At 59.5% G+C, this 12,960-nt stretch carries 10 protein-coding genes; 2 read left to right on the forward strand and 8 right to left on the reverse strand.

Going from position 1 to position 12,960, the window contains the following annotated elements; translation table 11 throughout:
- Positions 1 to 10: 10 nt before the first annotated feature.
- Entirely contained in the window at positions 11 to 1,957 is a 1,947-nt protein-coding gene (locus LG374_RS05425) for a Mu transposase C-terminal domain-containing protein (protein WP_225756731.1), read from the reverse strand.
- Entirely contained in the window at positions 1,957 to 2,220 is a 264-nt protein-coding gene (locus LG374_RS05430; RefSeq protein ID WP_225756732.1) for a hypothetical protein, read from the reverse strand. The genes LG374_RS05425 and LG374_RS05430 overlap by 1 nt, the downstream gene beginning before the upstream one ends.
- An 89-nt stretch (positions 2,221 to 2,309) precedes the next feature.
- On the opposite strand from LG374_RS05430, the gene LG374_RS05435 reads away from it, so the two are divergent.
- Positions 2,310 to 3,152 (forward strand): helix-turn-helix domain-containing protein, encoded by an 843-nt coding sequence (locus tag LG374_RS05435; RefSeq protein WP_225756733.1) that lies wholly within the window; start codon positions 2,310 to 2,312, stop codon positions 3,150 to 3,152.
- A 661-nt stretch (positions 3,153 to 3,813) separates the two neighbouring features.
- On the opposite strand, the gene LG374_RS05440 is transcribed toward LG374_RS05435, so the two are convergent.
- The 6 genes from LG374_RS05440 to LG374_RS05465 all read right to left on the reverse strand — a co-directional run bounded on the left by LG374_RS05440 (position 3,814) and on the right by LG374_RS05465 (position 11,180).
- Entirely contained in the window at positions 3,814 to 5,583 is a 1,770-nt protein-coding gene (locus LG374_RS05440; protein ID WP_225756734.1) for a peptidylprolyl isomerase, read from the reverse strand.
- Between the two features lie 77 nt (positions 5,584 to 5,660).
- Positions 5,661 to 5,963 (reverse strand): hypothetical protein, encoded by a 303-nt coding sequence (locus LG374_RS05445; protein ID WP_225756735.1) that lies wholly within the window; start codon positions 5,961 to 5,963, stop codon positions 5,661 to 5,663.
- An 11-nt stretch (positions 5,964 to 5,974) separates the two neighbouring features.
- Entirely contained in the window at positions 5,975 to 8,044 is a 2,070-nt protein-coding gene (mdoH, locus tag LG374_RS05450) for a glucans biosynthesis glucosyltransferase MdoH (RefSeq protein ID WP_225756736.1), read from the reverse strand.
- 183 nt (positions 8,045 to 8,227) lie between these two features.
- On the reverse strand, positions 8,228 to 9,793 hold the full coding sequence (locus LG374_RS05455) for a glucan biosynthesis protein (RefSeq protein ID WP_225756737.1): 1,566 nt from the start codon (positions 9,791 to 9,793) through the stop codon (positions 8,228 to 8,230).
- Positions 9,794 to 9,978: 185 nt separating this feature from the next.
- Entirely contained in the window at positions 9,979 to 10,662 is a 684-nt protein-coding gene (locus LG374_RS05460; protein WP_225756738.1) for a PepSY domain-containing protein, read from the reverse strand.
- A gap of 17 nt (positions 10,663 to 10,679) precedes the next feature.
- On the reverse strand, positions 10,680 to 11,180 hold the full coding sequence (locus LG374_RS05465) for a PepSY domain-containing protein (protein ID WP_225756739.1): 501 nt from the start codon (positions 11,178 to 11,180) through the stop codon (positions 10,680 to 10,682).
- Between the two features lie 349 nt (positions 11,181 to 11,529).
- On the opposite strand from LG374_RS05465, the gene dcuC reads away from it, so the two are divergent.
- Complete coding sequence (gene dcuC, locus LG374_RS05470; protein WP_225756740.1) at positions 11,530 to 12,954, forward strand: anaerobic C4-dicarboxylate transporter DcuC; 1,425 nt, start codon at positions 11,530 to 11,532, stop codon at positions 12,952 to 12,954.
- The last annotated feature ends 6 nt before the right edge of the window (positions 12,955 to 12,960 follow it).

Below are 12,960 nucleotides of genomic sequence, written 5' to 3' on the forward strand. Positions count from 1 at the left end.
CGTGTTGTCCTCACATCATGCTTTTCAAAAATTGGTATTGGGTCTCTTGTTCCGTCCCGCCCTCGGCGGTGCCGAGCAGGTCGTGGAGGGTTTGCGTCTTTTCGTGTTCGAGGGTGGGGCGGGTTTCGGCGATGGCTTTGGCGCGTTCGTCATCCAGCTTGCGCAGGCGGCGTTCGGCGCGCTGCCGACGGCTCCGTTCCACCAGCGACTCCGGAAAGGCGGCGCGCTTGTTGCCGTCGAGCCTGGCGTCACACAGCCAGTGCCCGTCGAGGTCGCGGATGATCGCCAGCGCCGGATCGTGCTGGTCGATCAGCGCTAGCACGGTTTCGCCGTCGTAGGCTTCGAGGGCGCTGTGCCAGTACTGGTTGTTCAGTACGGTCAGCCAGCCGCGTTGTACGACGCGTTTAAATCCTGGGCGGAAGAGGTCGCGAGCCTCCACGTCAGTGAGCGGATGAAATTCGTCGTCCGCCATTTCCGTGAAGATGTGCGCCCGCATCTGCGCCGGCGTCATCCCGCCCAGTTCGCGATGCTGATGCTCCTCGTTGTACCAACGCACCGCCGCCTCGACGGTTTTCAGCAGGTCATCCCATGACGGCAACTTGCCTTGCGCCCATGCCTGCTTCGGCGTGAGCTCCTGTTTGCCTTCGCGTTGCGCCTTGGCCAGCGACGCGGTAGCGGTGTGGATTTGCCGCACCGTGTCGCGGTCGGCGCCCGGACCGTGGTAGGTTGCAAACTGGCGCGCGATGGTGTGCGCCAGTGTCTTCATCACCCGTTCGATGATGCCGCGCCCTTGCGGATTGCCGGGGATGCCGGTTTCGTGGTGGATGCCGAGGCGGTCAAAGATGCCGCTGATGTCGGCATCCAGCGTTTTGTTCGTTTGCCCGCCGCCGTTGTCCGAGTAGTACATGGCGGGGATGCCGTTCTTTGTCATCGCGTGGCGCAGGGCATCGGCGACGGCAATGCAACTCTCCGCGTAGGAGAGCGACCAGCCGACGACGTAACGGCAAGCGGTGTCCATGATTAAGGTGAGCTCCGGCACAAACGGCTGCCCGTGGTCGGGGTGTTTGACCTTCATCTTCAGGCTGTGCCCATCGCCAACCCACACGTCGTTGTTTTTCAGGGTGGACCAGTCCCGTTTTGTGTAGGTTTTAAGGGCGCGCATCCGCGCTCCGGTAATCCGCCCCTGCTCGCGGATATAGGCGGGCATTTGGCTCATCACCGTCTCCACCACGCCGAGGCTGGGCAGCAGCGCCGCGCCATGTCGTGCCGCGTAGGCCTTTGCAAAGCTGCGGTAAGCCTCGGCGATACAGACGCCGTTGGTGTTGCGGTACACGCCCAAAAACTCCGGTAGCCATTCGCGCCGTGTCAGGGTGATGGGCGGCTGCCCCTGCTTTTGCGGAGCGAGGGCGCGCAGCCGCTCGGCGCCGTTATCGCACAGCTCCTCGTCCAGCAGCCACTGGTAGAGGACGCGTGTCCCCACGCCCGGCTTGCCCCCCTTGCGCGCGCAGGCGATGGCGCACTGCCGGTTAAGGTCGCCGGGCAGCTCACCAGCGCGGCTTAATTCACTCACACGCCGCACCGCTTCCTGCCGCGTTTTGCAGACGGCCTCCACCTCGCGTACATAGCGCGCCAGCGCCATCCGTGCATCCGCTACAGCGCGCTGCTTGTCGCTTAACGCACCGAGGTCGCGGTCAAGGTGTTTCACTTCGCGGACGACGACGGGGTTTTGCTTGGCAAGCGCTTGCAGGTGACGCTCACGTATCTCGGCCTGCACCTCAGCGGGCAGCGACGAGAGGGCGTATTCATTACCGCCGCCGCGACCGGTGCGCCGCCGTGATTCCCAGCCTTCTTCAATCGCTCGTGTGCGGATGCTGCGGGCGGTCAGCTTGATGGTGTGCAGCGCCATCGCCGCCAGCTCGGCGGCTGAGTAGTAGGGCTGCGTGACAAATTCGGCCATCACGCCACCTCTAACATCGCCTTCAAGCTTTTGATTTGTTGCGAGCGTTGATATTTGCGCGCTTTTTTTTCGGCGTAGAAGGGAAATGCCTGTTCAAACGGCAGCTTGGCGGCGACCGCAACTGCCCGGGCAATCCGTTCGCTACCACAGCCGTCCCGAATAACGGTGGCGACGGATTGCGGGCGTACTTCCAACGCTTCTGCAACCTTGCTGGCGTTGTACCCGTGCTTCCTGAGTGCTTGATAGATTTCTGCGGCGTTCATTACAATTTACCTTCAATTTTTACCTTCATTCATTGGGTTGCTGCGCAATTTGCAACCGCTGAAAGCAATCATAGCCAACAATTTTTGGCATGACAAATATTTTTATCACCCCAAAGGATAAGCTTATGATTTCAAAGAAAGATATGGCAGCAAGGCTGGTGGAAGAACGAACAAGACTAGGCTATACACAGGCAAATTTTGCCCACCAAGCGGGAAAAACACGAGAAATATTAAGGAAGTACGAGCATGGTGAAACGATGGTTTCTACCGATTTTTTGGTACATGTCGCACAACTGGGAGTTGATGTTCAGTATGTTCTGACGGGGGTACGGTCAAGTAACATGGAAACGGTGGCGAAGGCAGTCATCCCCAGCGAAAACGCGCCGGTCAATCAGGTTTCCGGAAATGTGACCAATAGTGTTTTGGCTGGTGCCGGCGCGGTCGTCAATCAAATCAATACGCAGCGGCACATCACACGTACCAAGGCCATAGTAAAGCCCGGCGAGGAGCACGTAACAGATGAAGAAAAAGCCAACCTGACCCGTCTAGTAAACGAAATTGTCAGTTTGGAAGCCCAATACCGGAGCGCCGGTTCTGCGAAGAGCCATAGGGCGGTGTGGTCAGCGCTGAACAAACATTGCAAGGTCACGTCCTATCACCTGATTCCGCTGGAGAAATATGAAATGGCATTGCGGTTTTTGCGGCGTTGGATAGGACGACTTAATTCAATGTCGTCGGCACCGAAAAAAGGGAAGAAGGATTGGCGCAACCGCCGCTACGCGTACATCAAACTCAATGTGCGAGAGCAGGGACTGGATTCTTGGTTGTTGGCTTACCTGCAAAAGAACTTTGCTACTGCCAGCCTCACAACCCTCAGCGACGAACAACTCGACAAAACCTATCGGGCGGTTGCCGCTAAAAAGCGTCGGTAAAGTTGTGAAACAGTGAAATGGTTTCCGCGAAACAGTGAAATTCCGCTTCCATATTTCTTTTTGTTAATGTTTGCTAAGTGTTTTTAACATTATGAAATAAAAGGATTTATTAACATGGAAACTTCCATCTTCGACTTTACGGATTTTCCGAGTTAGTTGCCTGTTAAGTCGTGCGCGGGTATGTGTCGCGTAGTGCATTGCCTACACTTCTGTGCCGCGCGGCGAGAAAAAGCATATTGCTGCACCGAAGCCCGCAGATGCGGCACAAGCGGCAATAGCGGGCATAAAAAAACGGCCTTAGCAGCCGCTTCACCCGCTTTTTAAATCCGTTTAAACGCCGCGTAATTTATGCACAAATAAGCAACGCAACAGCGCAAGTTTTGCCCGTTTTTTGCGCGTTCCTATGCATATCCTTTCCGCGCCTTCCCGCCACCTTGCATTTCCCCGCAACCCGCGCCGTTATTGGGCTGACTGCCAAAATTTGGCGCCGATTTTTCCTCTTCCTCTTTATGCACATTTAAACAGTCCCCCACACGTTACGATTTTTTAGATGTTTAACTATAAGCTTCATCAAGCGGTGTAATGGCTAGGTTCGCGCAAAAGAAATCCGCCGCAATGCGGCGGATTTCTTTGTTTTCACCAAGGCGAAAGATGCCGGCATTTATTGGCGTTGCAACATTTCCTCGTTGACCTTGATCTTGGCGTGGCGGTAGAGCCAGTCGCCGTAGCTATTGTAGGTCGTCGCCATGTCCTGTTGCTGCCAGGTGAAGGCAGCGCCCTGGCGAATGTTATCCGGCAGGGCTTTGATGTCGCCGTCGCGCACGCTATAGAGGCTGGCGATGATAAGGTCGCCGTTGGCGCTTTTCTGGGTGCTGATGCGCGCCGGGTTTTCAAAGAGTGCCGGCACGATCGGGTTGTCGCTGAAGCGGTTGGTCGGCTCAAGGGTGAGGGTTTCCACACCGTATTCCCGCGCGAGTTTTTCCGCTTCGTCGCGGTTGTTCTCGCTGAGGGCTTTTTGCAGGGCTTCACCGCGTGTTTGCAGGCCTTTTTCTGCCTCGGCGTTACGGTAGTCGCGTTCGACGTCGTTTTTCACCTCGGCGAAGGGACGCGGCTGCGGTTTTTCACGGCGGGTGACGGTGAAGAAGACGGTTTGTTGCGGCGCAATTTCGACCGGGTCAGCGGTTTTGTTCTCCGCCAGCGGTTTTTCGCCGAAGAGTTGTTCACGCACTTTCGGGTTTTGCAGCCAGGCGGCATCTGTACTGGCGGCGGTGATGTTTTTCAGGCTGGCGATGTTGCCACCGGTGATGCCGGTAATGGCGGGCAGCGGCTGGCCGTTTTGCGCGGCATCAAAAGCCTGGTTGGCGCGGCTGTCGTAAGTGGCGAGGTTTTGTTGGGCGGCGAGGCGGCGCAGTTCGTCGTCGCTGAGGGTGCTGGCTTCGATGTTGCCGAGTTCGATCAGCATGTCGCCGTATTCGCTTTTGATGACGGGGCTGGTGTCGCCGCTTGCCGCCAGGGCAAAGAGGGCTGCGCCGATTTCCGGGGTCACGCTTTTGTCTTTGCTGGCGGGGTCGAGGGTGCCGGTTTCGCCGGCGGTGGTTTTATCGGTAACGGCCTGCCAGTAGTCAGCGAAGGTTTTTTCGCCTGCCTGGATGGCAGCGGCGGCGTCAGCGGCAGTTTTACTGTCGTCAAAGATGATGTAGCGGCCACTACGTTTTTCACTGGCCTGGCGTGCGGCGGCGATTTGTTCGTCGCTCGCGCCGAGGTCGGCGATGTCGTAGAGGGTGTAGTCAATGTCCACCGCTTCCGGGGTGGTGTAGTTATCTTGGTGGGCGTCGTGGTAGGCATGCAGGGCGTCGTCGCTGACGCTAACAGCCTCCGCCAGCGGTGCACGCGGCAGGGTGTAGAGGGTGTAGCCGCGTTCTTGTGCCAGCGTTTGCAGGTAGGATTGCAGGAGCGGGTGGTTATCGCCCGGGTCGCTCAGCAGGGCGCGGTAGTAGGCGGCAACGGTTTGTTCGTTGCGCACACTGTTCTGGTAGGTTTCGGCGCTGAGGTGGTTTTGTGTCAGCCATTGCTGGTATTGGGTGTTGTCGCCAAACTGGCTTTTGATGATGCGGTAGAGGGCGGTTTCCGGCAGGATGTAGCGGCTGTCGAGGGCGTGCTGCTGGAAGAGGTTTTGCGTGATGAGGCGGCGCAGGGTGCGGGCTTTGGTCTCGGCTTCGCCCAGATCCGGGGCTTGCTGCTGTATCTCCCGGTAAACGTTGTTGTAGGCATTGATCGGGATGCTGTGGCCATTAACGGTAGCGACGGTGGCGCGCTCTCCGCCCGGCTGGTTAAAGAAGGGAACGCCGATAAACAGCATGCCGATGCCGGCGATGATGACGAGGGCGTAGGTGATGCGGTTGGTCTTTTTTTCGCGGATGTCTTCGAGCATGGGGTTTTCCGTGGGTTGGTGTGGGCGCGGATTGTATAGTGCGCCGGGAGATGTTGCCACCGGCGGCAGCCGCCTGTTCAGGCGGTTGGGCCGCTTTTGATGGCGATGATGTGGGTGTTGTCGGCAGTGGCGCGGATGCTGTGGGTTTCCAGCGGTGCGAGGCTGATGATGCGGTCCGGCAGCAGGGTTGCCGTGCTGCCGTCAACGCTGCTGTGGATTTCCGCACTGCCGCTCAGGGTGATGAGGATGATGGTCGCCGGGCTTTGGTAGGGCGGGATTTCGTTACCCGCGCGCAGGCGCATTTCGACGATTTGGTGCCGCTCGCTTTCTTCAAGGATGCCGCCGAGCGGGCCGCTGTGGTGCAGGGGCAGGGTTTGCATGGTCGCCTTCTTTATTCGGGCAGGTTAAGCAGGGTTTCGATGAGTTCCGGTGAGCCCGCTGTGTGCATGAGTTCCTGCGGGGTCAGGTATTTCAGCGCTTCGGCGTAGTGCCGCGCTTCTTGCAGTTTGGCCTTGGCGGTGATGTGCAGCAGGCGGTCTTTGGTGCTTTGCGGCGCGTTCAGATCGAGGGCGGCGATATGGGCGGCGGCCAGGGTGCGATCGCGACCGAGTTCATGGATGCGGCGGCGGCGGCAGGCGGCAAAGGCGGCGCTGTTTGCTTCAGCGGCAGTCTCAATGGCCGGCGGGCGGGTTTCTTCGGGGATGAGCAGGATGTGTTTTTTCGCGAGCCAGCCACCCAGGCGGGTGTTGCCGCTGTGGCGCGACAGCCACGGCGAGAGGAAAAGGCCGATGATGATGGGCGAGAGCCAGATGATCTGGTTCGGCGCCTGCCAGATGAGGCCGCAGAGGACGATAGTGGCGATGGCGACGTAGAGCAGGTTGCGCTTAATGGCGTCTTTCCACGGCAGCAGGGCGCCTTCACGGTTTTGCGTGCGCCAGCCGCTGTCGCGGCCAAGGAAGATGTCGATGACGTGCCGGGTCTGGATGAGCATGAGCAGCGGCGCGTAGAGGGTGGAGATGATGAGTTCGACGATGAAACCCTGGGTGACGGCAAGGGTGCCGCCAAAGGCGCGGCGGCGTTTGCTGCTAATGAGGACGCGGATCCAGCCGATGAATTTGGGCAAGAGCAGCAAACTGATGGCAGCGAAGAAGAGCCACAGCATCCGTTCGGGGTCGAAGGTCGGCCAGTCGGGGAAGAGCTGGCGCGCACTGGTGAAGTATTTGGGCTTGGTAAAGAGGGTTTGCGCGGTGATGCCGGTACCGACGATAAGCATGATGAGCCAGATGGGGCTCATGATGTAGCTGGCGATGCCGATGAGGAAGTGGATGCGGCTTGGCCAGCGCAGGCCTTTGCTACCGATGATGCCGAGGTGCTGCATGTTGCCCTGCGCCCAGCGGCGTTCACGACCAACGAGGTCATCGAGGGTCGGCGGCAGGCCTTCGTAGCTGCCGCCAAGGTCGGGATCCATGCGCACGTGCCAACCAGCGCGGCGCAGGAGGGCGGCCTCGACGAAGTCGTGGCTCAGGATGTGGCCGCCGATGGGGTTGCGCCCGCGCAGGATGGGCAGGCCGCAGCTGTCGGCAAAGGCCTGAACGCGGATGATGGCATTGTGCCCCCAGTAGTTGCCGTCTTCGCCCTGCCAAGCGGCGACGCCGCGCGCGACGATGGGGCCGTAGAGGGCGCCGGCGAACTGGATGGCACGAGCGAGCAGGGAGTTGCCACCGATGAGGCGCGGCATGGTTTGCAGCAGGCCGAGGCGCGGTTCGGCATCCATGCGCGCGACCATTTCGATCAGGGTGTCCGCTTCCATCAGGCTGTCGGCGTCCAGCATGATCATGTAGGCGTAACGCCCGCCCCAACGGCGCACGAAGTTTTCGACGTTGCCGGATTTACGCCCGCTGTTTTGCGCGCGGCGGCGGTACCAGACGGGAAGCGGCGATTTTTCGCGCAGGACGTGCAGGGCGGCGGTTTCGCCCAGCCAGGCGTCGGGTTTTTGCGTGTCGGAGATGATGAAGATCTCGGCGCGGTCGGCGAGCGCGGTGTGGCTGAGTTCTTGTGCCATCGCCAGCAGTGCGGCGTGGGTCAGCGCCGGATCTTCGCCATAAACGGGCATAAGCAGGGCAACTTTGCCGCCTTGCGGGTCAAGCCTACCCTGGTGACGGCGCTGCGGTAATAACCCCGCGAGGCAGGCGGTAGTGGAAAAGGCAACCCAGTAGAAAGTGAGCGCGAAGAAGACAAGCAGGATGTATTGCAACAGGGTGCTGCGTCCGTCGCCAAAAGCTTTGAGCATGTGCCAGCTGCCGAAGGTACCGATGGCGAGCGCGCCACCGAAGGCGACGAGGCGGGCAAGGTGGGTGCGCAGCGGGGTGTGGATGGGCGGCCGGCCGGGTGCTTTGCGCAGGGACTGAACCCGCATGTTGAGCGGGGCTTCCGGCGGCACGGCGGGGGTGGTGGTGTTCATGGGGTCTAGGTTCAGGTGATGTTATATGGCATGAAGGCGGGCTGATGCCCGCCCTTTCTAGCCGACGCCCTAGCTTCCTCCTGCGGTGTTGGCGAGCCTCGCCGTACTCATTTGTACTGTCTTCGGCTCACCGCCTTGCATGAGAAAGCAAGGGTGTTGGCTATGACTTGGCATAGTGTTGCCTCAGAGCGGCACCCAGCGGTAGAACCAGCTTTCGGCGACAGGGACACCGTTAGTATCGGTGAGGCGCAGTTGCAGCTCGGCCATGGTGTTGCTTTTCGGCTGGTAGTCGAAGGCGGCGCGCAGTCTGCCGCCTTCCGGCAGGCGGACGAGGTGAACGGCATGGATTTCCCCGGCGCTGGCATTGGTCGCAAGTTTCAGGGTATCGGGATCCAGCGGAGCGCTGCCTTCGGGCATGGCGAAGTCCACGGTGAAGGTAAAGCGTTCGGGATTGTTGACCGCCGCACCGCTACGGGTGCCGACGATGCGCGCGCGCCCGGAGAATTCGGGGCCGGCCTGCGACCAGGTGAGGTCGTAGGCGAAGTCGTGACGCTGCCCCGCTTTGAGCGGTTCGGCGGGCGACCAGAAGGCGATGATGTTGTCGTTAAATTCGTTGGTGACCGGGATTTCGACGAGCGAGATGCTGCCTTTGTCCCATTTGCCGCGCGGGGTGACCCAGGCGGAAGGGCGTTTGTCGTAGCGGGCTTCGGCATCCTGGAAGTTGTCGAAGGCGCGGGCGCGCTGCAAGAGGCCGAAGCCTTTCGGGTTATCGTCAATGAAGGCGGAGAATTGCAGGTCGCGCGGGTTACACAGCGGTCGCCACAGGCGCGCTTCACCGCCGGTGTACATGGCGAGGCCGTCGTTATCGTGTACGGCATTGCGGTAATCGTTGATGGCGGCACGGCGGCTGGGGCTGAAGAAATACATCGACGTGAGCGGCGCGATGCCATAGTGCTCGATGTCCTTGCGCGGAAAGAGGCTGGCCTTGATGAGGAAGACGGTTTCCGCACCGGGGATGATTTCCATCGCATAAGCGCCGGTGAGCGACGGACTTTCCAGCAGGGCTTCGAGGCGGATACTGCGGTCGTTTGCTTCCGGCTGGTAAATCCAGAATTGGGTGAAGCGCGGAAATTCTTCGCCGCCCGGGCCACCGGTACCGAGAGCAAGGCCGCGTGCCGAGAGGCCGTAGAGGGTGTCGCGGGCGATGGCGCGGAAGTAGCTCGCCCCCTGGAAGACGGCAAATTCGTCCATGTAATCGGGCGAGTTGATGGCGTAGCGCAGGCGGAAACCCGACCAGCCGAGGCCCTGACGCACGTCGTCGGGGAATTCGAGTTTGGCGGCATCAAACAGGTTCGGATCGAAGTCGAAGGCGCCCGGATCAAAGGCAATTTCTTCGGCCTTGCCGCCTTTGACGAGATGAATGCGCACGCGGTCTTTGTAGAAGAAGCCGGGCGGCAACAGGTCGAGGCCGAACTGGGAGTTGGCGTTCGCGGCGTGGATGGGATCAGCTTCGCGACGGAAGCGGATGCCCCGGTATTGATCGTAGGTCAGGTCGGAAAAGATGCCGCCGAGTCTATATTGCTCGGGCTTGTCGGGGCTTTTGGCGCGTTCTTGCGCGAGGGTGATGACGCGGCCGAAACTGTGCACATCGGCTTCGGCTTGCTGGGGTTTGTCCTGAGCGAAGGTTTTGCTGCTGAGTACGGCGGCACCGATAGCACCGGTAGCAGTGATGAAATCCCGTCTGTTCATTGTGGAATGCTCGTAATGGTGTGGGTTTCTTGGGGCGCGCGAGTATAGCATGTTTGTAATGTAACGGTTTTGCCCTCTGGGCGCGTTTTTTCCCTGTTTTTGCGGGAGGTTGCGCGTTTTTACACCACCCGTTCAGGCACAAAAAAGCGACAGCCGGGGCTGTCGCTTGGATCAGGCGGGTGATGTCAGGATTTCGCCGGAGCATCTGATGGCGGTGCCGCGTCCTGGCCTGCCGGAGCAGGCGGCGGTGGAGGCGGTGGCGGTGCGGCCTGTTCTTCCTGTTGCAACACCTCGGCGGCATCTGCCGCATTCGGCGTGACGATGGGCTTGCTGCCGCGCAGGATTTTGCCGTCATCGGCGCTGATCTCGGCGAAGTAGCGTCCACCGTCGGCGGCCAGCAGCTTGATTTCGTACACCAGTCCCTGACGGCGGCCTTCGAGTTCGGCGTCAATCACTTTCGCGCCCACTTCTTTTTCGGCCGTTTCTATCGCTTGGCTCAAGGTCACGGTAGCGTAGCGCGGCATGTTTTTTTCGTACTCGCTTTCGCGCTTGATGATCTCACTGTTCGTGGCATCAATGCGAAATTCGTGTTCCTGCTTGTCGTCGCGCAGGTCAATGTCATAAACGGGGCGGCCCCGTTTCATTTCCAGCTCGATGTTATCGGCGCGTGCACCGCTTTCTTTCTCGGCGATGGCCACGGCTTGAGCGGCGCTGATTTTGCTTTGCTGCAAGGCCTGGAACAGTTCACGGTGCGGACCGTGCGGGCCGGGACCACGGTGTCTGCCGTGGTCATTATCGTCTTTGGCGGCAGCCATACCGCTGGCGAGCAGCATGGCGAGGCCGAGCGGGGCAAGGATGGTTTTTTTCATATCCGTTCTCCTGGGGTTTAGGGGGTAGCGCCGCGCAGGATTTTGCCGTCGGCGGCATCAACATCCACATAGTGGCGTTCGCCGTTACCGCCGAGCAGCTCGACTTGATAGATGAGGCCTTGCACGCTGCGCTCCAGCTCAATATCAACGACTTTCGCCGACACCGCTTTCTCGGCAGCAGCGATGGCCTGCGTCATATTGATGCCGGGATTGTGCGCCTGATCGTCGTCGTGTTCATGATGGTTCTTGATAATGTCGCCGCTTACGGCATCAACATGGATATCGTATTCTTCATGACCATTGCGCAGGTCAAGATCAAATACGGCACGACCGTTTTTCATGTCGAGTTCAAGATTGTCGGCACGCGCGCCGCTCGCTTTTTCGGCGATAGCGACGGCTTCGGTGGCGCTAATTTTGCTTTGCGCCAACGCTTGCTGCTCGTCGCGCTGATCGGCGAAGGCGAAAGTACCGCTGGTCAGGACGGCCAGGCTGAGGGTAGCGAGGAAGGTTTTGTTCATACGAATCTCTCCGCTTGTGGAATGGAAGGAAATAGCCATGGAATTTTCTGCATCGGCAGGTCTCTCTTACCGATGGGGTGCATTGTAGGCAGGCATTCTTAGGGAAAAATTAGGGCTGCGGATCACGCGTTCATGCCTATGCGCGACATGCGCCGCTCATGTGAACAGCGCCGGACCGCTGCCCCATCCTAATACCTGAATTCTCTCCATCACCCCCGCATCGCGGGCTCTTTTGAGGCCTAAGAACGCAAAAATTCACTTTAATTTGTGGATAGTGCGTGGACTTATGTTTACAAACCGTAAGAAAGTGATACTGTGCACCTGATATTTCTCAACCAAAAGGTGCATCATGGGCTTAATTATCGGTTTTCTCACTATTTTTCTGGTGGGCTTTCTCATCATTCGCGGCTATAACGCCAAAGGCGTGCTCTTCGTCGCCGGTGTGGCATTGATGTTGTTTGCTGTGGCTTTCCTCGGCAAACCCATCGGTGGCGAGAAGGCGACGGGGCTGTTTTACGTTGATATCAGCAACCTCATCTACAACCTGATGGCGAACCGGGGCGGCGGTCTGGGCCTGCTCATCATGGTCCTCATCGGCTTTTCCGCTTATATGTCGCACATCGGCGCGAACGACACCGTCATCCGCATCCTCTCGCATCCGCTCGGCTACATCCGCTCACCGTATGTGCTGATGATCGGCGGCTTCTTCATCGGCAGCCTGCTCTCGTTCGCCATTTCTTCAGCGACCGCGCTCGGTGCCTTCCTCATGGCAACACTGTTCCCCATCCTCACCAGCCTTGGTATTTCCCGCCCCAGCGCGGCGGCAGTCTGCGCCACCACGGCGATGATGACCCTCGCGCCAACCGCGCCGGATGTGGTACTCGCCGCCGAACAGGCACACATTGCCGTGAAGGATTACGCCTTCACCTACATGATCCCGATGAGCGTGCTCGCCATCCTCGCGACAGCCGTCGCCCATTTCTTCTGGCAACCCTTCTGCGACCGTAGCGAGGGGTTGGTCGGTCAAAGCAGCGGTGAACGCGTCAGCATGGATCTCTCCAATCTGAAAAAGGCACCGGCGTTTTACATGCTGCTGCCCTTCCTGCCGATCGCCGGCATGCTCATCTTCGACGGCAAAATCGAAATTGGCGGCCGGGTCATGCCGGAAATGTCGCTCGGCGCGGTGGTCGTGCTCACCCTCATCATCAGCCTCATCATCGAGTACATCCGCAGCCTTTACCACCGCCTCAAAGGCGAACAGCAAGGTTCAGGCGCCAAAGCGCTCTACGAAGGGCTTGAAGTCGCCTACCGCGAAATGGGTGCAGCATTTGCCGGCGTGGTCATCCTCTTGATTGCTGCCGGCGTGTTCTCGGAAGGTCTGAGCAGCATCGGCTTCGTCAATGACATGATCGCGCTGGTGGAAAAGAGCGGCTCGGCGGCGACCATCATGATGCTGGCGCTGGTCGGCATCACCCTGCTGGTGGTGGTGGCTTCCGGTTCCGGCAACGCGGCGTTCTATTCCTTCGTGGAAATCGCGCCGAAACTGGCGGACAAACTCGGCATCAACCCCGCCTACCTCATCCTGCCAATGCAACAAGCCTCGAACGTTGGCCGCACCCTGTCGCCGGTATCAGGCGTCATCGTCGCGGTGAGCGGCGCGGGCAACCTCTCGCCGATGCTCCTGGTCAAACGCACGTCTGTCCCGACGCTGGCCGCCCTGACCGTGGTCATCGTCTATACGCTCGTTTTCGTGCCGCTGCATCTGCCAACCTAAGAGCGT

This window comes from Cardiobacterium sp. Marseille-Q4385, assembly GCF_916618745.1.
Lineage (GTDB): Bacteria > Pseudomonadota > Gammaproteobacteria > Cardiobacteriales > Cardiobacteriaceae > Cardiobacterium.